Consider the following 20,642-nt stretch of genomic DNA (forward strand, 5'->3'; position numbering starts at 1 on the left):
GAGCGCTTGCAGGCGCTCTCTTCAAACATGGGCATTGGCCCGGTGTTTTGCCGTATCACTCAAACAGGAGCGCGATCATGTCAACGTATCTGAACCATTCCCTTGCCCATCAACCCGGCAGCGACCAACAGGTGGCTTCTCGTCAGCCGGTAGGGTCGACCTTCGGCGGCGTGCAGGAACTGGTGCCTTCACGCTATGCATTGCGGGTCGGCGATATTGATGTGGTGGTGATCAGCGACGGTGTGCTGCCGCTACCCACCTCAACCATGTCGACCAATGCCGATCCGGCTGCTCGCGCGGCCTGGTTCAAAGAGATGTACCTGGGCCCGGACGCATTCGACTGGGCGCTGAATGTTCTGGTGGTGCGCAGCGGCGAGCAGATCATCCTGGTCGATGCCGGGCTGGGCGGTCAGTTCCCGGGCTTTCCCCGTGCCGGTCAACTGCCCAAGCGACTGGAGGCGGCCGGCATCGATCTTGGCTCGGTGACGGACGTGGTGGTCACTCACATGCACATGGATCACGTCGGCGGCTTGCTCGTCGATGAGGTGAAAAACCGCTTGCGTCCAGACGTGCGCATCCATGTTTCGGCCACTGAAGTGGCGTTCTGGGAAACGCCGGATTTCACCCAGACCGTCATGCCGTCGCCAGTGCCCGACGTGTTGCGCGCAACCGCCAGACAATTCATCGATACCTATCGCAGCAAAGTGCGAACCTTTGATGATGAATACCAGGTGGCACCGGGTGTGGTGGTGAAACTCACCGGTGGCCACACGCCCGGGCATAGCGTGGTCTACGTGAACTCCGGCGGCGAGCGTCTGACCTTCGCTGGCGATGCGCTGTTTCCCGTAGCCTTTGAACACCCCGATTGGCACAACGGCTTCGAGCACGACCCCGAGGAATCGGTGCGTGTGCGGGTGCGCCTGATGCGTGAAGCCGCAGCCAGCGGCGAATGGTTTGTTGCGACTCATTTGCCGTTCCCCTCGGTGGGACGCGTGGCCGTTGATGGGGATGCGTTTCGCTGGATCGCCGCGTTCTGGGATTACTGAGTCGCCCATACGCAACCTGTAGCGACGCCGATACGCGGCGTGCGTTTGACCCTGCCTGAAGCTGGATCAAACGCACGCCGCGTGCGCAATCGTCGTACGGAAACGGATTGGCGCGTTCAGCGCCGGCGCTGCAATGCTCGATCGATACAGGCTAACAGCGCCTGGATATCGAACGGCTTGGAAAAATAGCCTTCCGGCCTTCTGACCCGGGCACTGAACTGCGGCGGCGGCCCCGGCCTTCCTGTGATGAACAGGGTAGGGATATGCACGCTCTTTGCTGCCAGCGCCTCGTACAACTCCACTCCGCACATGCCAGGCATTTGAATATCCGATATCAGGCAGTCGGTATGCGCCGCTCCGCCGGACTGCAGAAACGCAAGCCCGCTGTTATACGTGTTCACGGTATAACCGCAAGATCGCAACAAACTTCCCAGTGATACGAGAATAAGCTCATCGTCATCAACGACGGCAATAACAGCGGAGTCAAGCATGGCGAACCTGATGTCGTTGTCCCGATTATTCATGGAGCAAGTGACTGCTGATCAAATGCAGAAGTCGCGCATGACGGCGCACGCACTCTTGAAAAAGTCTCTTGCTTGCCAAATCGTTGTTGGCTGCGGCACTTTGTTGATGGGCACGTAAACCGTTAACTTCAGCCTGCAGCCGGCTCGTACTGCGTTTTATCTCCGTCAAGTAATCGGCAAAATGGCTGTGTGCAATTTCGTTGAAGCGGTACAGCCCTGCAGGTTCTACGTAGCCACCCAAGTCAACGATACTGATGGCGAGGAACCGGGCATGGTCAGAGGTGGTGCCGGCCAGTTGTTGAAACAGCTGCCGCACAGGCAGAAAACTGACATTGCGCAGCATCTGCTTGAGGTAATCGAACTGCGCCTGAAGGCTCTGCGTCGTGCCAGACATTTGCGCCAGTACTTCGAGGACGTCGATGCGCTCGGCAGTGGATAAGGATGTGTGAGCACCGTATCGACTGATGCGAAACGAGTGGCGGAGCTGGTAAAGCGTTTGAGGTGCATTCATGACAACCGTCTCGGGCTGGCGCTGCGGCGCGGTAAGGGAAGGCCAGCTTAAGTCCCGCCACGCTCGATAACACTCCTACGTGGAGACGGTGTGCTAGCACCTGGGGGCATGACCGTCATACCCGAGTATGGGCATGCGGTTACTGCGTTGAATATTGCGACTGCAGTAACGGGTTCCATTGCGCCTGATTGTCCGGGCGCCGGTAGTACACCACCAGGCGCCTGGCCACCTGCATGGCTACTTCGCGGCCGTGGTCCGCCTCGACCAGTGCCAGAGACAGGTCTATCCCCGCGCTGACGCCCGCCGAGGTCCACACCGGGCCCTGCTCGACAAAGATCGCTTCACGATCCAGTTCGACCTGTGGGAACAAGCGCTCGAACTGATCCGCCATGGCCCAGTGAGTCGCCACCCGCAGGCCGTCGAGCAACCCGGCCCGTGCGAGAAAAAACGCACCGCTGCATACGGAGGTGCTCCGTTCGACCCTGGAATACGCCTTGTGCAACCACTCCACCAGCGGCGAACTGTCAACCAAGGCCTGGCGAATATACGGCGAGCCTGGGACGATCAACGTGTGCATCGGCTCCAGTGTCAGGTCTCCCAGACGAATCGTTTGCACCGTAAGGCCTTCGGCGGTGCGTATCGGCCCCCCTCGCAGGCTCGCGGTATGCAGCGTGTAGCCGGGCAGGCCGAGGTCAGCCAGACGTCGGGTCGCGGCCCAGAACACCGTCTGGGCGCCGCTCATGTCAAGCAGACCCATTTGCGGATACGCGACGAAAATGACGCTGCGCGGTTTACCCGGTGTTGCCTGTGGTGTGTCGTGCGAAGTAATCACTGTTCCAGGCCTTTGTATACGGTTGACGGGGTTGGAAACGCGCACGGTTCGTGTCTGACGTCATGCAGCGGCAGGGTGAAGCGGAACTGCGTGCCGACCCCTTCGGTGCTGTCCACGCAGATGTGCCCACCGTGGAATTCGATGATTGAACGGCAGATCGACAAGCCCATGCCCAGGCCTGTCGGCTTGGTGGTGAAGAAGGGGTCAAACAACGAAGGAAGAATGTCCTCGGCGATGCCGGCGCCGGAATCGGTGATTTGCAGTACCGCTTCGTTTTGCTGCAGCGAGGTGCTGATGCGCAGCGTGCGGGGCCGGTCGTGGACATTGGCCATGGCCTGGCATGCATTGATGATCAGGTTGATGATCACTTGCTGCAGTTGCACCCGATCGCCTTTGATCAACGCTTCGGGGGCGCCAAGTTGTGCATGCGGTCGGACCTCGTGCAGAGCGATGTCATGCTGCATCAGCGTCAGCGAGTCCTTGACGATATCGTCGAAGCGCTCGGTGTTGCGCTGTACTTCGCTCTGCCGTGAGAGCGCCCGGATGCAAGTGATCACGTCGGACACTCGTGCAGAGTTCTGTATGACCCGATCCAGCGAACGCCGGGCTTCTTCAAGGTTCGGCTCGGGTCGGTTGATCCAGCGTTTGCAGGATTCGCCGCTGGTGATCACGGCGGCGAGCGGTTGATTGATCTCGTGAGCGATCGAGGCGGCCAACTCGCCCATCGAACTCAACCGCGTCACATGGGCAAGAGTGGCCTGGGAGTGAAACAGCGCTTCTTCCGCTTGCCTGGCGGCCGTGACATCCATCAATGCGCCGACGTATTCGCAACGGCTACCGTGCTTGAACAATGGGCTGGCGATCATTTGCACGAACTTGACCCGGCCGTCGGGCATGACCAGCCGATGCTCCACTTCAATCAGATCCTGATGGCGTGCTGCCTGTTCCAGAACACCGTCAATGAGCGGCAGGTCATCGGGATGAGTCCGGGCCTTGACCATATTCAATGTGGGCGTTACGAGGGGTGGGTATTCGAATATGCGCGACGATTCCTCTGACCACGACACGCTGACGTTGTTATCTGGGCTGAGGGTGAAACCAACGCTGCCGGTGTGACTGAGTTTCTGCGCACCGATAAAAAACGCTGCGTTGCGCCGCAGCGTCTCGTTCGCCCGCTTGCTGTGCAGCGCAAGCAGGCTGGTGGTGATCAAGGCGATCAGGCAGCGAACAAAAGCGCCGATCAAACCGTGGTCGCGGTAGCCTTCGTCGAGGATGAAACTGACGGTCAGATGGATGATGCATCCTGCGGCCACAGCGATAAACAGCGGTACGGGGAAGATGTTGGCAGACATGAAGAGCAGGGTGAAATAGAACAGGGTGGGTGCTACATCAAAGTCCAGGTATGAATGGGTAATGAAAATCGTGCTGCCCACGGCAACGGCTGCCAGCCAGGCAACGCCGTCTGAACAAAAAAGCTGTGCGCGACGTTTGTAGATAGACATTTGTTATTCCGGTTTTTGCTGTCGGGCGGCAACGCAACCTGGGGCTGATGCCGGACAAACTGAGTGACGGGCAGAATGACGCAGAAATAAACGTGTCGAGTTGCTCTTGCGCGGCGGCTGTATCACGCATTCAAGAATCGAGCGTGAGCCGCACCCGGGCCGTTCTTGTTATGGGAAATGATGGTAGGGCAAGGGTATGGAGTCGGGCACCGCTACATTGGGTCAATGCAGGCATGTCCAGGTATGGCGCGGCTATACCGAGGTATTAGCCGCGCTGAGTTGCATGGCCGCACCGCGCGGGCAGGCGCTATCAGCGATTGGCCGACTGCGCGGCGATGGCCTCGGCCATGCGCACCAGATCGGCAAACGAGCGCGCGCCCATCTTGCGCATGGCCTGACCACGATGGATCTTCACGGTGATTTCACTTAGCCCGATCTCTCCCGCGATCTGCTTGTTCATCAGACCGGAAGCCGCCAGCGCCATGACCGTCTGTTCCCGGGGCGTCAACGTGGCGTGGCGCGTACGTAGCTCCTGCGCGTGCCGTCCGGACTCGCGACGCTGCTTGTCGCGGGCATGCGCGGCGCAGACAGCATCGATCAAATCCTGCTCGCGAAAGGGTTTGGTCAGAAAGTCCACGGCACCGGCCTTCATCGCGCGCACGGTCATGGCGATATCGCCATGCCCGGTGATGAACACAATCGGTACGCTGATGCCGGCAGCCGCCAGCTCGTTCTGGAAATCCAGGCCGCTGCTGCCTTGCAGTCGGACATCGAGCACCAGGCAACTGACGGTGTCCGGCCGCGGGTGATTCATGAATTCAGCGACCGAGGCAAACAGCTCGACCTGCAGGCCGATCGAGCGCAACAGGCTCCCGAGCGATTCGCGCAACCCGGCATCGTCGTCGACGATGTAGACCACCGGCTCGCCAGGATTACTGTTGTGGGCGGGATGATTGTTCATTGCTTGTGTTCCCAGGGTGTTGACTGACCGGGCCTGCGCGACACCGACTCGAGAGCTAAAATCGCCAGCTCGATTTTAGCGCTGATCCTGCAAAGCGAATCGATGCCTGACCAAAGGCATTCAATGCGCTTTTCTCCCTGTGGTCGCCAGCGTAACGGGCGCGGGATGGCTGTCGATGCTCCAGACGCAGACATGCGCACGCGTCGATAGTCGTTCGTTTCAGGAGCGAATAAATCGGTTCAGCATGCTAGATGCCCGACGGCGTGACCGGCTAGGACAAAAAACCCGGAAAAACTGCCAGTCGCAGGTGATGCGAGACAGGGATCAGCTGCACACAACCGTTCACCTCAGCCGTCTCTGCAGTTTCATACTCAAGTATCAGAGCGCTCACCCAACGCATGAACATCCTGACCTGATGTAGCACAGACGCCTGGCAACCCGGGTCGTAACCTGATCGCTGTCGGTAATACTCAATGGCTGCGTGCCGGGTGGTGAAGTCCATGAACAGAAATGATCTGCGTCGCGTCGACATGAATCTGTTGGTGGTATTTGAAACGATGATGCATGAGCGCAGTGTTACCCGCGTTGGCGAGAAGTTGTTCCTCGGCCAACCGACGATCAGCGCCGCGCTTGGGCGTTTGCGTCAGCTGTTCGATGATCCGTTGTTCATTCGAGTGGGCAGGGTGATGGAGCCGACGGCACGAGCGGAGGACATATTCGCCAATCTGACACCGGCGCTGGATGGCATTGCTGCGGCGGTGAGCCGTTGTCAGTCATTTGAGCCGGGCACCAGTGAGGCGACGTTTCATGTGGGGCTATCCGATGATGTCGAATACGCGCTGTTGCCGCGTTTGCTTCGGCAACTGCGCAAGGAGGCACCGAACATCACTTTGATCGTGCTGCGCGTTGACCAGCAGCAAATGTCGCAACGGCTGTTCAATGGTGAAATTTCCTTGGGGATCAGCCATACGCTCGATCTGCCGGCGAGTGCGCGGCGCAAAAGTCTGCGTACCGTCCGGCCGATGCTATTGCGTGCCGACAACCGCGCCGAGGCAGTGACGCTGCAGGAGTTCTGCCAACGCCCGCATATCGTCGTGTCATCGGTTGGCAACGCGGCTGACGATACCGATCAGGCGTTGAGTCTGTCTGGGCGCCAGCGCAAGGTGGTGTTGACGGTGCCGCAATTCAGCGCATTGCCGAGGTTGCTGGCGCAGAGCGAAATGCTCGCCATCGTTCCCGACTATGTAGCGCGCGCGATGGCGTTGGCCCAAGGTATCCGGGCCGAGGCCGTCCCATTGGCGCTTCCGACGCGAAATCTCTCCATGGCCTGGCGCGGCGCGGCGCACAACGATGTCGGCCAGCGCTGGTTGCGGTCGCGTTGTCAGGCCTGCCTCAGTACGCCCGTCGAGTTGCAGGTAGTGCCGAAATTGTCAGCACTCGGGCACAGCACTCAGTCTTGGCAGGCGGCGTATTAGCCGGATCAGGCGACTTTGAGCTGACGGATCAAGTCCAGCTGTAATGGATCATTGAATTCTCATATTCAGGGCGTGTAAGAACTTCATCGCGCTACGGCCACGCACTTGATCTCCACAAGAAGACCCGGTCGAGCCAGCTCCGCGACGCCTATGCATGTCCACGCGCAAGTGCCCCTGGGAAAGACTGCATCCTTCACGCGTCTGAATGTCGACATGTGGCGGTGCATGTCGACGTGATATGTGGTCATTTCCACTACGTCTGCAAATGCGCAGCCACCGGCCTGGAGGACGAGCCGGAGATTTTCCCAGGCTGCCAGAAACTGCTGTTCTGGATCTTCGATCACTGCCAGTTCCGGCGTCCGGCCTACCTGACCCGCGCAGTAAAGCGTATTTCCCACCTTTACTGCGGGTGCATATCCGGCCTGCTCACAGAGCAATGTCATGCTGTCTGGAACAATGATCTGACGATCAGTCATGGTCGTGGCACCTTATGAATAAACGAACAAAAAATTAACCCAAGGGCCAGAGCAGCGTCCATTCGAGTCATCGGCTGCATGATGTTGTAAATAAAACCTGTCTTCATCTCCACCTTCCTCATGATGCGTCGACAAACATTCGTGCGAACAAGTAGGGAGCGCGCGGGATTGCTACGGCACCGCCATTGCAGCACTCTCACTGTTCAACTTTGTACGGGGTAAAGCATGGACTGGAGTGATATGCGGGTGTTTCTCGCGGTTGCCCGCACCGGGTCATTGGGTGCTGCCGCCAAACAGTTGGGGGTCAGTCATCCGACGGTGGGGCGGCGCTTGCAGGTGCTTGAACAGTCCAGCGGCCAGCCGATTTTCCTTCGCACCGCCCAAGGTCTGGTACTGACCGACAGCGGAGAGAAGGTCCTCAGCCTGGCGCAGGACATGGAGCAAAGTGCCTTGGCCATCGAAAGGCGCCTCGCGGGGGAAAGCGCGCAGCCCGAAGGTGTGTTGCGCATCTCTTGCGCTGACTGGTTCGCCTGCTATGTGTTGGCCCCGGTCCTGCGTGAGCTGGGTAAACGTTATCCATTGATCGTGCCCGAGGTCATCGCCGGGCATCGATTGTTCGACCTGGCGCGTCGCGACGCCGACATCGCGTTTCGAATCGTGCCGTTCACCGAACCGGATATCGTTCACCGCAAGCTGACGACCCTGAGCTACGGCTTGTACGCGGCCGTCGATGCTCCTGAGCCAAAACCCGAGGGCGAGGGGCTTGGCTTGATCACCATGAGCGTCGCCCAGTCTCATTACCCGGATGTGCAGTGGCTGCAGCAGCGTTACCCGCTGGCCCGTACCGTGTTCACCAGCAGCAGCCGTACCGTCCAGGCGCAAATGTGCGCGCACGGGCAGGGCGTTGCGGTACTGCCGCGTGCCTTGGGCGACCGGCTGACAGCGCTGCGCCTGATTGATCCGCATGAGCCGCCACCGGGTCGCGATATATGGATGGGTTACCACCAGGACATGCGCCAGATGGACAGCTTGCGTGCGCTTGCCGACCTTGCCTCCAGCATGATCGGCTCATAAGCAGGCCGTTGACTCATTCGGTCGGCTGCATCGCTGCGGTCTGCAATCCGCCAGCCGGCTGGCGCGCCAGGGTAATGCTCAGTCCCGTACCGACTGTCAGGCAGGCCGCCATGCACATTAGCGAGACGGTGAAGGCGTGGGTGATGGCAGCCGCGGCCGTATCCGTTCCCAGCAGGGTGTAAAAAATCCCGCCGATGATCGCCACGCTCAGGGAGGTGCTGATTTGCAGGGTGGAACTGGTAATGCCCGCGATCATGCCCGAGTACGCGGGCGCCACACGCCCGGTGATCATGCGCATCAATGTTGGCAGGGCCAGCCCTTGGCCGAAACCGATCAAGAAGAGACTCACGGCTAGTGGCAGCGCAGCGGGGCTGGCGGTCATTGGCGTCTGTGTCACCAGCGCGGCCAGCAGCACAAGCCCCAGCACTTCCAGTGCCATGCCGACGGGATTCACATAGGCGCCCAGAAAACGCCCGAACTGCCTTGTCGAGAGCGGTCCCAGCAAAAATCCGGCGCCGAAAGGCAGGAACACCAGACCCGCGTCGAGTGGACTCGTGCGCAGGGCGCCCTGTAGGTAAATGGAAAACAGCAGGAAAAACACGCCGATCGAGTAGAAGCTCAGCGCGACGAGCAATGCCCGCCCAAGGCCCGGCGCACGTAATGCCGCAGGATCAAGCAACGGTGCGCCGCCTGACTGGCGTAGACGGGCTTCGTAGCGCCAGAACCACCAGGCCAGCAGTGGCACCGCTGCAAGGGATAGCCAGGCCCACAACGGCCAGCCCGCTTCACGTCCTTCGATCAGCGGCACGATCAGCGCCGCAAGCGTCACCATGGACAGTACCGTACCGCCCAGATCCAGCCGGGTGGTCTGCCGCGCACGGGTTTCCCTGACCACTGGAATAGCGATCAGGATCACCAGCAACGCGATCGGCAAATTGACCAGAAATATCGCTCGCCAGCCCAGGCCCATCAGGTTTAGTGATATCAATATCCCGCCCAGGGCCTGGCCGATGACCGACGCCAGGCCAAAGACCGCGCCATACAGGCTCAGCGCCAACGGCCTTTCTGACTCGGGGAATATCGCCTGCACCGAAGCGAGCGCCTGGGGCGCCATGACCGCTGCCGTGACGCCTTGCAGCGAACGCCCGACGATCAACATCCACGGTGACTCGGCGAAGCCGCAGATAACTGATGCGACTGCAAAACCCACCAGGCCGACGAAAAACATCCTCATGCGGCCGTAAATGTCACCCAGGCGTCCGCCGGTGATCAGCGTCACCGCATACAGCGTCGCGTACGAGGAGATGATCAGTTGTTCGGCGGCAGAGGCGGTGCCCAGCGATTGCTGAATCGAGGGCAGCGCCACGTTAACGATGAAAAAATCCAGAGGCGGCAAAAACGCACCGACCAGCAGGATGGCGAACATCAACCAGCGCCGTGGCTCCGGCGTCGCTTCCTTTTTCGCAGGCATAAGGTCTCCTGTCTGAAACCGTTCGGTTTCAAGCGTTTGGGTTTATGCAAAAGAGTGTTCAGATCTGCGACAGGCCACCGTCGACCATCAGTTCTACACCGTTGACATATTTGGCGTCGGCCGAAGCAAGGAACAGTGCCGACGAAGCTATTTCTTCAGGTTCGGCCATATACCCCAGTGGCGTGATCTGCTCGACATGCTGGCGCAGCGCGGCAATGTCGCTTTCGCTCATGTTCAAGCCGTTATCCATCAGCGGCGTGCGGGTGAATCCAGGGCTGAGGACATTTGCGCGGATCTTGCGACCTTTGAGTTCGTTGGCCCAGGTCCGGGCGAAGGAGCGCACCGCAGCCTTGGACGCGTTATACAGGCTCAGGCCTTCCATGCCATTGCTGGAACAGATAGAAGCCGTCAGGACGATCGACGCGCCATTTTTCATCAACGGCAACATCGTCTGAACCGTAAAAAACACCCCCTTCACATTTATGTCGAACAGCTTGAAGTAAGCCGCTTCGGTGGTTTCGCCAAGCGGGTTCTTTTCACAAATACCCGCGTTGGCAAACACCGCGTCCAACTGATCGTCGTGGTCTTCAATCGTCGCTTTCAGCTTGCCCAGATCAGCCTGCCGGGCGACATCGGAAATGACCGCGACGGCCTTATCGCCGAGCCTCGCGACTGCCGCCTCCAGCGTGGTTGCAGAGCGGCCAGTGATGTAGACCCGTTTCGCACCCTCGGCAATCAACCCCTGCGCGATTGCAAAGCCAATCCCGGTGGAAGCACCGGTAACGACTGCAACCTGATTAGCGAATTTACCTGACATAACTGACCCCTCGGTCCTGGGTGTGGATGCGTGTAACCACAGTGGCGGCCATTGTGAGAGGAGTCAGGGGCGGGCGGGACTGCCAGAAATGCACGTTGGTTGTTCAGTTTTGTGGGGGCGTCCGCGAGCGTTCGGTTGAACCGATGAAAAAATCATGTCCCGTGCCCGAGCGCTTATACTCGCTGGGCCGCTTGCAAAACCCATTCGAAAAACAGACGTGTCAGGGCAGACCATGAGCGACAGAACGGACACTCCGAATCAGCCAGTCAGCGACGAGACGCTGGGCGCGCGGCAACCCGTGGCCGTGCTGAACTTGCGCTGGCTGATACTCGCCCTCGTGTTGCTGTCTGTTCTGGCAACGTTGGGCAACAGTCTGATCACCGCCTACCGCGTGCAGCGCGATGCGTTGCTGGACCACGCGCTGCAATCGAACAGTGCCTATGCCGCAAAGGTCGCTTCGAGCCTGTCTGAATTTATTCATTCGGCGCAGAGCCATCTGCGTTTTGGCGCCGATGAGTTGGGCAAAGCGTGGGGTGATCCCATTGTCATGCGTGCCGAAGCGCTTCGTCTGCAAAAACAGGATGCCGATTTCAACTCGATCGCCATTGTCGATAGCAATGCCAAGGTGCTGGTGGCGTACCCGGACGCTCTGCAAATCAATGGTTCGACCCTGCACTCGAATGCCATTCGCAACGCCATCGAGGCGAAGCGTTCCTTTATAAGCTCGGCTTACACGTCGTCGGCGGGCAATCTCGTCGTGTTCATTTCCGAACCCGTTTATGACGCTGCCAATCGTTATGTGGGCATCATCGGCGGCTCGGTTTATCTGCGCGAGGACAACGCGCTGCACACCTTGATCAGTCGTCACTTTCATCACGAAGGTACCTTTGCCTTTGTCGCCGATCAGGACCGTCAGTTGCTCTTTCACCCTGACGCGTCGCGCATCGGCGACACGCTGGGTTGGAGCAAAACCGTGGACGCAGCGTTACGGGGCGAAAGCGGCTCGATGACCGTACGCAACTATAAAGGCGTGCCGATGCTCGCCGGATACGCGCAGGTACCGGGCGCCGGCTGGGCTGTGGTTGCGCAGCAGCCACGGGAGATCAGTCTGGCGCCGCTGGAGACATTGATGCGCGATGTTTTGCGGGGAATGGTGCCTGCTGCTGTGATCGGCTTTGTGCTGATCTGGCTTGGCACTTTGCTGATCTGTCGGCCGTTGAACCAGCTCTCGCTTATCGCCCGACAGTTGTCGGCGCCGCAGGCGACTGAGCAACTCCACCACGTGAAGGCCTGGTACCGCGAGGCGTTTTCCATCCGCCAGGCGATGCTTGCCGGTGTGCAGTTGTTGCAAGCGAAGCTGGGCCGCCTGAGTCAGCAGGCGTTTGCCGATCCCATGACCGGTCTGGCCAATCGCAGGGCCATGGACGAGGAATTGCGCGGCCTGGAGCGTGCCGGCCGGACGTATTCGGTGCTGTCGCTGGACATCGACCATTTCAAACGGGTCAACGACACCTTCGGTCACGACAAGGGCGACCTGGCGATAAAACAGGTCGCGCAAATCATGCAAAGCCATTCCCGTGCGGGCGATCTTGCCTGTCGAGCGGGAGGAGAGGAGTTCTTACTGATCCTGCCGGAAACCGATATCGATTCTGCCAGTGCTATCGCGGAACGGATTCGTCAGGCCATCGCCACATGCGATATTCCAACGGTGGGACACATTACCGCTTCGATCGGCGTGGCAACCTGTGAACACCTGCCAACCACCGCAGAAGTGGTTCTCAAGAAAGCTGACGAATGCCTGTACCGGGCCAAGCAGGGCGGGCGCAACCGGGTGGAATTCTGCCCATCCAGATGCTGCGAATAGCTCATGTCAAAACGGTTCATCCAGGCTTGCGCTGCCTATAGAACGTGCGCTATTGCTGCGTGCATGAAAAAGCCCGCTTTGCGGGCTTTATTGCAGGACTGGATCGGCGGATTGCGGCCATCAACAGCAGGCCGAAATATCGCCGCTGCCTCGCCATCCGCGCGGCTACTCCGTCGCCAACAGCTTCTTTACCTGCGTCACAATCTCGGCAATGTCAAAAGGCTTGGCAACTACCACATCGAACAGGTCCGAGCGCTGCATGCCGATATGCGCCTGCGCGCCACTCATCAGAATGATCGGCAAATGTTTGACGGAGGGCTGAGCGCGCACGGCTTTGGCGAACTCGAGGCCGTCCATGACCGGCATCATGAAATCAGTGATGACCAGCGCTGGCCGTTCTCTCTCCAGCACGTCGAGCGCTTTCTTGCCATTGCTCGCGGTCACCGTCATGAAGCCTTCATCCTCAAGCGCAAAGCCAAGGATGTCAGCAATCAGATACTCGTCGTCGACTACCAGGATGGTGGTCATGTTATTTCAACCCGCTCGAAGACTTACGATATTGAACCAGGCAATGACTCAGCTGAGGCTGAAGGTTCATTTCTCAAAGCCTTTTCCAGGAACACATCTTGTTCACGGATAAGCACCTCGAACCGCGATGGGTCATAGGCGCTATCGCGTACCTTAAGAATGGAAAGCGTCCTGCGAAGTTCAGCGTGATGCTCAAAGAAACGCATGAGGATCAGGTTGTCGACAATACTGGACAGGTCAGAGTTCGGTGAGCTCACCTCGGAGCCGAACAAATCGCGCATCTCCCACGAGGCGAACACCGTCACGCCTCTGGATCGCAGCTCGTTCATCAGCGCACTGTAGAAGTCGGTGATGCGTTCCGGGGTGGTGGAAACCCTGGTCATGCCGCTCAGGCTATCGATGAACAAGCGCTTGATGCCTTTTTCATCGACGATGCTCAGCAGTCGCGCGCCGAGGCCATCCAGCAAACCCTCGGTGGTCGGTTGCCAGGCAATGCTCAGCGCACCGCTGTGTTCCATGTCTTCAATGTTGATGCCGAGCGATTGGCCTTTCAGGCGCAGGCGCTGCGGGCTTTCATAGAAGCCGAAATGCAGGCCCGGCGCATCGGGTGTCGACTGCGCCAGAAACTTCAGGCCCAGGGTGGTTTTTCCGATCCCGGAAGGGCCCATGACCAGCGACACGCTGGAGCTATACAGTCCTCCGCCGAGGATCTGATCCAGGGACGCAATGCCGCTGGGAATGCGCGTCATGTCGGCGCTGTCCGGGGCGGAAGGCCGCTTATAGAGGCTTTCTAGGCGTGGATAGACGACCAGGCCGTCATCGGTAATTTCACACTCGTGGAGACCCGTCAATGCGCCGCTGCCGCGGGTCTTGCGCAAGTGAATACGTCGCACCGAGCGGGTACCGAACAGTTCTTCGCCCATTTCGATGACGCCGTCGACCATCGTGTGTTCGGGGCTGCCGTCGTCAAGGCGCGAGCTGGTGAGAAACAGCACGGTGCAACCGGCGAACGCCGCGTGGCCTTGCAGTTCGGAAATGAATTTTTTCGTGTCGATGGGGGAGTCGGCTTTGGAGCGCGCATTGAGCAAACCGTCGACCACCATGACCGTGGCTTTCTGCCGGCTGATTTCGCGCCTGAGCAGTTTTACGACCTGGTCGAGACCTTCGTTCTCCAGCGTATCGAATGCGCTGACGAATTGTATTTCTGCACCCACTCGAGAAGCGTCGAAAAAACTCATCGTCGACAGAAACTGGAACAGCCGGTCATGCGACTCGGCCAGCAACGTGGCGACCAGAACGCGACCGCCGTTGCGGGCATGATGGAACCCCAGCTGATTGGCGAGGATGGTTTTGCCCGAGCCCGGACGCCCCTGAATGATGTATGAAGCACCCGCGACCAGGCCTCCCTGAAGCAGCGCGTCGAGCCCTTCGATTCCGCTCTGAAGGCGTTTTAGCTTTTCCACAATGCGACCCTGATCTGAAGAAACAGGCTTGTTAAGCCGGATGAATGAAATGCTAACGTCATTTCCATCTGGAGGCCATTGCGGTTGAGGGAAAAGTAGCGCTGGAAGTTCCGCTGCGCGTTCAAGCAGGAACAGACCCGACGCGCTGCGCCGGATCCGTTTCTTGTCGAAGCAACAACCTTTTGAGCAAGCCCCGCTTTCGGGCGACCGTATCGTTTAGTGCGATGATTCGGTGGCGCTGGCCTGGGCCGCTTCAATGATCAGCGCGGTGACTTTCTGCGGGTTGGACGTCATCACCACATGGGACGCACCCTGAACGGTCACGGTCTTTTTCGAACCCGCGCGATCGGCCATGAACTTCAGCGCCGCCTCGGGAATGTTCTTGTCCGCCGAACCGTAGATGAACCACGACGGCAGTTTTTTCCACGCCGGTTCGCCAGACGCTTCCTTCAACGCAGCCTCGCTGATCGGCCGTTGCGTGGCGGCCATCAGTGCCGACTCGGCGGCGGGTACATCGGCGGCAAATTGCTGACCGAATTTGTCCTGCTGAATGTAGAGATCCTTATTGCCGTCCTTCAGTAGCACCGGGGCGGCGAGGGTGGGCCCCAGGGTGCCTCCCGGGTAGCGACCGGACAGCTCGATAGCGGTTTCGCCCTTGTCCGGGGCAAAGGCCGCGACATAGACAAGCGCTTTGACTTTCGGGTTGTCGTGAACCGCGTTGGTGATCACCGAGCCACCGTAGGAATGGCCAACGAGGATTACCGGACCGGCCGTATGCTCGACAATATCGGCGACATAATCCGAGTCCTGCTTGACGCCACGCAATGGGTTTGCCGCGGCAACGACTGGATAGCCCTGTTTCAGCAACTGAGCGGCAACTCCATTCCAGCTGGACGATTCGGCGAACGCACCATGTACCAGAACGACTGTCGGCTTGGCAGCGCCGGGTTCAACGGCAGCCGTGCTATACGCAGAGGTCAGTGCCAATGCAGCGGTGATGGTGACAGCCAAAAGCGATTTGAGATTGCGCATGATCATTCCTTTTTTCATTGGTTGGAGACGGCTGGAGAACACTTGGTTTTTCTGGCAATCGGAATGACTGCCGCTGAAAAATGCATTGTCGGGCTCGCCGTTCGGGGATCCGGTGGCGAGTCGATGGAGAGAATTCTTGCAGGGGCATGTGTACCGGCTATGTTGGATAACCGGCAGTTATGCGTTGTTTTGAGTATGTAGAGGCGCTGGATACAGTGGCTTACAAATGCCAGCCACTGTCCCAGGCCGATAGCGGCCGTCGTCGACGTACAGCCCGCGCGGGCTAGGGATGGACGCCGATGTCGAGGGTGACGCAAAGACCGCCACCGTCGCGGTTGCGCAACGTCAGTGAACCACCAATTGCGATGGCCAGTTGCTGAGCGATGGCCAGGCCCAGACCGGTGCCACCTGTGCTGCGGCTGCGTGAGTTTTCCACTCGATAGAACGGCTTGACCACGTCTGCCAGAACCTCTTCAGGAATCCCTTGGCCGCGGTCCAGCACACTGATCGAAACGCCGGTGCCTGCGTTTGTACTGACTTGCACTTCGGCGGTGCCAGCGTACTTCAGCGCGTTGTCCACCAGGTTCACCAGAATACGGCGCAGGGCATGCGGTCTGGTTTCGATGACCGCGCCGTTCTTGTCGCTCAGGCTGACCTCTCGACCGGTGTCCTGATAGTCACAAACCAGGCTGTCGAGAAAGGCGTCCAGATTGACGCGGCAACTGGCCTCGGTCGCGCCATGAACACTGCGAGCATAGGCGACACCCTCGCGCACCAGATGCTCGATTTCGTTGAGGTCGTTGCCCAGTTTGTCTTTCTCTGCCGAATCCTCCATGAACTCGGCGCGCAGCTTCATGCGCGTGATGGGCGTCTGCAGGTCATGGGAAATCGCCGCCAGCAGTTGCATGCGCTCTTTAAGGTAAGCGGCGATCCGCGCCTGCATGCTGTTGAAGGCTCGGGCGGCATAGGCCACTTCACGCGGGCCACTCTCATCCAGATGCATCGGATGCGCGTTCGGATCAAGGTTCTCCACTGCCTCGGCCAGACGGCTGAGGGGGCGTATCGCGATGCGCACGGCAAGCCAGGTGCAGCCGATCATCAACACCAACTGAGCCAACAGGGCGAAGGGCAACCAGGGCGACAACGGCCTGACAGAAGGGCGCACGTCGATGGTGACCGGGCTACCGTCAGACAGTCGCAGCTGCGCCTGAAAATGCGGGCGTGAGTCCGGGATTTCCACAAAGGTCAGCGCATAGTCACGGCCCAGGGCGACTTGCAGTGATTGCGCCGCAGTCCCGGCCAGATCATTCGAGGTCAGCGGACTGCCGGCATCATGCTCGCGCAGCAGATAGTCGTAGTTGCGCCGCTGCAAGCGCTTGGTCCACGCCGGACGCTCAGCGGCAGGCAAACGGTTAAGGATGGCGATGGAGGTCGCGGTGTCGTGTTCGAAATTGCCCAGCATGGCCGTCTTGGTGCTTTCGTAGCGTTCGTAATACTGGGCGGCAAACATCAGCGACTGCGCGAGTATCAGGCCGACAAGGAACACCAGCCACAGCCGCGATGCCAGCGTGCGAGGCCATTGCAAGGCGAACTTCATGCTTGCTCCTCAAGCACTTCGACCGCATAGGTAAAGACGTAGCCTTCATTGCGCACGGTCTTCAAGTAGAGCGGTTCGCGCGCGTCATCGAGCAACCGCTGACGTACGCGGCTGACCAGCAAATCGATCGACCGGTCGAACATGTCAGCGTCACGGCCCTGGGTCAGGTTGAGCAATTGGTCACGGCTCAGTACCCGCTGCGGATGATCGAGAAACACCCGCAGCAGCCTGTACTCGGCGCCGCTCAACGAGACGAGCGTATCGTCTTCATCGAGCAGATGGCGAGCGGTGGTGTCGAGGCGCCAACGCCCGAACTTGAGTTTTCGGCCACTTTCACTGACCACAAAGTTGGGCGGCAGCATGCGCGTACGACGCAGAACGGCATTGATACGTGCGAGCAGTTCGCGGGCAGCGAAAGGTTTGGCCAGGTAATCGTCGGCGCCCATTTCCAGACCAATGATGCGATCGGTCTCGTCGCTGCGCGCGGTCAACATCAGCATCGGCGTGGCCTTGTGCTTGCCGACGCGAAGTTCACGGCACAGCAGCAGCCCATCATCGCCCGGCATCATGATGTCGAGTACGATCAGATCCACCTTGTTGGTTTCCAGAAACGCCCGCATCTGACGGCCATCCGCAACCACGGTGGTGCGCAGACCATTCTTGTTGAGGTAGTTGCCAACCAGTTCCCTGATCTCGCGATCATCATCCACGATCAACACATGATCGACATGTTCCATTCCCTGCTCTCCAAAATGAGCGCAACGATTGCGCGGCCTGGCGATACCCGATTGCCCGTCGGAAGGGGCCCGTACGCGAACGGCACAAGTGCGGCGAGGCGCCAACGGCAACAACGGAGGTCGCGGATTTATAGCGGGCGTATTACGCCTTTAAACGCTGATGGCAGTCCAGTTTTTTAGGGGGGCGGGGGCGGTTTCTTGTTTGAGCACGATCGGGTGCGGCCGCATTTTGAATGCGAGTTGGCGGATTGGTGGGGGCGGAATTTTCCATGACCACTTTCACGCCGCTGCTGAGGTGGATTTCCTGACCATCGTCAGTGAAGGGATGACGGATTCGTAATTTTGTAGTCTCGTCGCGCGATGGTATGTTTGGCCTTTGACGAACCTCTATAAGGATATTGCCCGTGTTACGTCAGTTTGTGCTTGCCCTTCCTGCCTTGATACTCTTGGTCGGCTGTGATGCTGAATCGGGTCCACTGCCGGCTAGCAAAAACCTGACGCCTGAAAAGGTGGCCTCCATCGCAGCGACCGTAGAATCGAAATACCCTGATCTTTCTGCCGAGCTTCGTAACAAGGTACTCAATACCGTAGTTCAGTCGATTGACAACATGGTCTTCGTCGAAGGTGGCCAGTTTGATATGGGCGACTTTGGATGGATTTGTGAATACGATGAAAAAGATGTTTGTACTTGGCCTTGTGGGCAGGAGCCTGAGCAGCTTTGTAATATCAGCAGCGATGGTAATGATGACTTCGTTCATTCCGTTAAATTGAGTAATTTTTATTTTTCAAAATATCAAGTGTCATTGAGGGACTTTGATCTATTTTTTAAGGCAAAGGGGATGCCGCTTTTCGACTCCGAAAAGCGCAAAAGAAAGGACTTAGAATTTCGCTATCAACCGGACTTGCCCGCTTTCACCAAAAGTTGGCAAGAGGCGAAAGACTATTGCGTGTGGCTGGCCGAACTCAGCGGGTACCCTATCGATTTACCTACAGAAGCGCAGTGGGAATTTGTAGCTAGAAATGGTGGAAAGCACGTCCTTTTTCCTACCGATACGGGTAGTTTGGACTTTGGAAAAAATTATCCAAATGAAGGAGGGGGGCGAACGTTTCCAATCGATCAATTCCCTCCCAACCCATTGGGAGTCTATGGATTGGCAGGAAATGCCACTGATTGGGTTAACGATTGGTACGGCGAAGACTACTATCGATATTCTTCAACGGAAAATCCACAGGGACCAGAAACTGGAATCTACAAAGTTAAACGCGGTTCCTATTATCCTGAGGGCCCCATGTCCGCTGCTTCCGTTGTTCGACGCTGGCCTGATAACCCACAGCAAGACGCCTACTATCCGGGCACTGGCTTCCGGTGCTCCGTACAAGCTGCTGGAAAACTTTGAGGCTGGTTTTGCGAAGGTGCCACTGGCACCTTTGCTTAAGCGAGGCCATCAAATTGATTACTTCGTTTTGCTGCGAGAAGCGTCCGTTCTTTTCGCCAAGATTGTCCGGGATTCCATGCAAGTGTTCCATAGTCCAACGCCGACGAATCAGTGTTAACGGCTAAGGTCTTTATGAAGCGGTTAAATTGCTGCTGCTCTGCACCGTCCAGAAGCATATTTAAGCGATTCAGACTTACCATGGCATCGACCTTGCTTCCATTATTGGAGCAGTGTTCTAAAACTTCGATGAAGTGTCGCCAGCTGCGCAAGTGGGATAACAACAGTACGATTGCTTTTTCCTGATCCTCCGCCCAGCTTTCCACGAAGCTCTCGGTCAACAGATGTAACATCGGGCCAATGGTTTCCGGTGGAAGCATTTGCAGCAGAATTTTTTTGCCATTAACGTTCACGGACTGATTGGAAATGAAATAACTGGCAAGGCCTGTAGCTTCTTTTTTTGTTGCTTGTCTATCTTCCCACCATAGTCCTGTTTTTCTAAAACCTTCTTCAAACGCTTTGCCTGGCTGCGTCGCCACTTTGAAAAGGCCTTGTGCGATATAGTTGAATGCATCTTTTGTTACCCCCAACTGGTAATGGAAGTCAGCTTTGGATAAAGCATTGCAAAAGACATAAATCAGATCGCCAATTTTCTCTAGGTCCACCGAGGTACCAAACCCGCCCCCAGCGCCAGGACCAAATACCAAGCTGGCTTTACAATTGATCGCTAAACGATCCGCGTTGATCTCAATCCCAAAATCAAAACTAGCTCCAATACCCAGCGCCGCGTTTCCTTCGGCCTTGATCTCGACCAGGCTCGACCAGTCCGTACTACCACTATCGTTAGCCTGTCCTGCGACGATCTTGCCGACCCCTTGCTTGGTCGAATCAAGCCATTTCAATGTTCCGGTGACCGTGCCTCCGCCTTGTACGCCGGCGAAGGCGTTGCCTTTCAACCCCAGGCTGCCGCCGCGTTTCTTGTCGACCGCCATGTCGGGCGGGCTTAGCAATGCTGTTGCACCAGAGGCTTCGACTTCCTTGGGTTTGTATTGAGCTTTGACGCCGGCTTGACCTTGGGCAGTGGCGCCAGCGAAACACGACAGCTCGACTTTGCCGTCGAGACGGAAGATGCCGATGTCACTGACGACTTCCTTGCCTTCGGCGTTGCGGTACGGCATACGCACCACGTAACCGCCCTGGTCGGGAAAGTAGCTCTTCAGTGCAATCGAGCCTTCGGCCAGCGAGATCGCGGCACTGGCTTTGACGTTGCCCTTGCCCGGTTCCCAACTGTTGATCCCG

19 protein-coding genes are annotated in these 20,642 nt (G+C 58.2%); 5 read left to right on the forward strand and 14 right to left on the reverse strand.

Going from position 1 to position 20,642, the window contains the following annotated elements:
* Positions 1-77: 77 nt before the first annotated feature.
* Complete coding sequence (locus J3P75_RS12825; protein WP_434710898.1) at positions 78-1,046, forward strand: MBL fold metallo-hydrolase; 969 nt, start codon at positions 78-80, stop codon at positions 1,044-1,046.
* A 116-nt stretch (positions 1,047-1,162) separates the two neighbouring features.
* Here the strand turns inward: J3P75_RS12825 and J3P75_RS12830 are convergent, their stop codons facing one another.
* The 5 genes from J3P75_RS12830 to J3P75_RS12850 all read right to left on the reverse strand — a co-directional run bounded on the left by J3P75_RS12830 (position 1,163) and on the right by J3P75_RS12850 (position 5,376).
* Positions 1,163-1,570: a response regulator transcription factor gene (locus tag J3P75_RS12830; protein WP_239007564.1), complete on the reverse strand. Its 408-nt coding sequence runs from the start codon at positions 1,568-1,570 to the stop codon at positions 1,163-1,165.
* Positions 1,563-2,081, reverse strand: a complete 519-nt coding sequence (locus tag J3P75_RS12835; protein WP_203421908.1) for a hypothetical protein — start codon at positions 2,079-2,081, stop codon at positions 1,563-1,565. The genes J3P75_RS12830 and J3P75_RS12835 overlap by 8 nt, the downstream gene beginning before the upstream one ends.
* A gap of 139 nt (positions 2,082-2,220) precedes the next feature.
* Complete coding sequence (locus tag J3P75_RS12840; protein WP_434710900.1) at positions 2,221-2,913, reverse strand: AraC family transcriptional regulator; 693 nt, start codon at positions 2,911-2,913, stop codon at positions 2,221-2,223.
* The gene (locus J3P75_RS12845; RefSeq protein ID WP_434710902.1) at positions 2,910-4,415 is read right to left on the reverse strand and encodes an ATP-binding protein; all 1,506 of its coding nucleotides are present in this window, start codon (positions 4,413-4,415) and stop codon (positions 2,910-2,912) included. Before J3P75_RS12845 ends, J3P75_RS12840 begins: the two co-directional genes overlap by 4 nt.
* 310 nt (positions 4,416-4,725) lie before the next feature.
* Positions 4,726-5,376 (reverse strand): response regulator transcription factor, encoded by a 651-nt coding sequence (locus tag J3P75_RS12850; RefSeq protein ID WP_203421910.1) that lies wholly within the window; start codon positions 5,374-5,376, stop codon positions 4,726-4,728.
* Positions 5,377-5,876: 500 nt separating this feature from the next.
* Here J3P75_RS12850 and J3P75_RS12855 point away from each other — a divergent pair, with 500 nt between their 5' ends.
* Positions 5,877-6,851 (forward strand): LysR family transcriptional regulator, encoded by a 975-nt coding sequence (locus J3P75_RS12855; protein ID WP_434710903.1) that lies wholly within the window; start codon positions 5,877-5,879, stop codon positions 6,849-6,851.
* Between the two features lie 83 nt (positions 6,852-6,934).
* Here J3P75_RS12855 and J3P75_RS12860 read toward each other — a convergent pair whose 3' ends face one another.
* The gene (locus J3P75_RS12860) at positions 6,935-7,327 is read right to left on the reverse strand and encodes a RidA family protein (protein ID WP_434710905.1); all 393 of its coding nucleotides are present in this window, start codon (positions 7,325-7,327) and stop codon (positions 6,935-6,937) included.
* A 225-nt stretch (positions 7,328-7,552) separates the two neighbouring features.
* Between J3P75_RS12860 and J3P75_RS12865 the strand changes: the two genes are divergently transcribed.
* The gene (locus J3P75_RS12865) at positions 7,553-8,401 is read left to right on the forward strand and encodes a LysR family transcriptional regulator (protein WP_434710907.1); all 849 of its coding nucleotides are present in this window, start codon (positions 7,553-7,555) and stop codon (positions 8,399-8,401) included.
* A 13-nt stretch (positions 8,402-8,414) separates the two neighbouring features.
* On the opposite strand, the gene J3P75_RS12870 is transcribed toward J3P75_RS12865, so the two are convergent.
* Together J3P75_RS12870 and J3P75_RS12875 are read right to left on the reverse strand one after the other, a co-directional pair.
* Positions 8,415-9,872 carry an MFS transporter gene (locus tag J3P75_RS12870; RefSeq protein ID WP_434710908.1) on the reverse strand — a complete coding sequence of 486 codons (1,458 nt, stop codon included), beginning with the start codon at positions 9,870-9,872 and terminating at the stop codon, positions 8,415-8,417.
* A 58-nt stretch (positions 9,873-9,930) separates the two neighbouring features.
* Positions 9,931-10,689 (reverse strand): SDR family oxidoreductase, encoded by a 759-nt coding sequence (locus J3P75_RS12875; protein ID WP_434710910.1) that lies wholly within the window; start codon positions 10,687-10,689, stop codon positions 9,931-9,933.
* A gap of 232 nt (positions 10,690-10,921) precedes the next feature.
* Here J3P75_RS12875 and J3P75_RS12880 point away from each other — a divergent pair, with 232 nt between their 5' ends.
* Entirely contained in the window at positions 10,922-12,553 is a 1,632-nt protein-coding gene (locus J3P75_RS12880; protein WP_434710912.1) for a sensor domain-containing diguanylate cyclase, read from the forward strand.
* A gap of 165 nt (positions 12,554-12,718) precedes the next feature.
* Here the strand turns inward: J3P75_RS12880 and J3P75_RS12885 are convergent, their stop codons facing one another.
* The 5 genes from J3P75_RS12885 to J3P75_RS12905 form a co-directional block, all read right to left on the reverse strand.
* Entirely contained in the window at positions 12,719-13,081 is a 363-nt protein-coding gene (locus J3P75_RS12885) for a response regulator (protein ID WP_434710914.1), read from the reverse strand.
* A gap of 23 nt (positions 13,082-13,104) precedes the next feature.
* Positions 13,105-14,544 (reverse strand): ATPase domain-containing protein, encoded by a 1,440-nt coding sequence (locus J3P75_RS12890; protein ID WP_434710916.1) that lies wholly within the window; start codon positions 14,542-14,544, stop codon positions 13,105-13,107.
* 216 nt (positions 14,545-14,760) lie between these two features.
* Positions 14,761-15,576 (reverse strand): alpha/beta fold hydrolase, encoded by an 816-nt coding sequence (locus tag J3P75_RS12895; RefSeq protein WP_434710918.1) that lies wholly within the window; start codon positions 15,574-15,576, stop codon positions 14,761-14,763.
* Between the two features lie 283 nt (positions 15,577-15,859).
* Positions 15,860-17,173: an ATP-binding protein gene (locus J3P75_RS12900; RefSeq protein WP_434710920.1), complete on the reverse strand. Its 1,314-nt coding sequence runs from the start codon at positions 17,171-17,173 to the stop codon at positions 15,860-15,862.
* Entirely contained in the window at positions 17,170-17,910 is a 741-nt protein-coding gene (locus J3P75_RS12905) for a response regulator (RefSeq protein ID WP_434710922.1), read from the reverse strand. The genes J3P75_RS12900 and J3P75_RS12905 overlap by 4 nt, the downstream gene beginning before the upstream one ends.
* Positions 17,911-18,314: 404 nt before the next feature.
* Between J3P75_RS12905 and J3P75_RS12910 the strand changes: the two genes are divergently transcribed.
* On the forward strand, positions 18,315-19,307 hold the full coding sequence (locus tag J3P75_RS12910; protein ID WP_434710924.1) for a formylglycine-generating enzyme family protein: 993 nt from the start codon (positions 18,315-18,317) through the stop codon (positions 19,305-19,307).
* Between the two features lie 35 nt (positions 19,308-19,342).
* On the opposite strand, the gene J3P75_RS12915 is transcribed toward J3P75_RS12910, so the two are convergent.
* On the reverse strand, positions 19,343-20,521 hold the full coding sequence (locus J3P75_RS12915) for a hypothetical protein (RefSeq protein WP_434710926.1): 1,179 nt from the start codon (positions 20,519-20,521) through the stop codon (positions 19,343-19,345).
* Positions 20,522-20,642 lie beyond the last annotated feature (121 nt).

Source organism: Pseudomonas sp. R1-1, from assembly GCF_051132135.1.
GTDB lineage: Bacteria > Pseudomonadota > Gammaproteobacteria > Pseudomonadales > Pseudomonadaceae > Aquipseudomonas.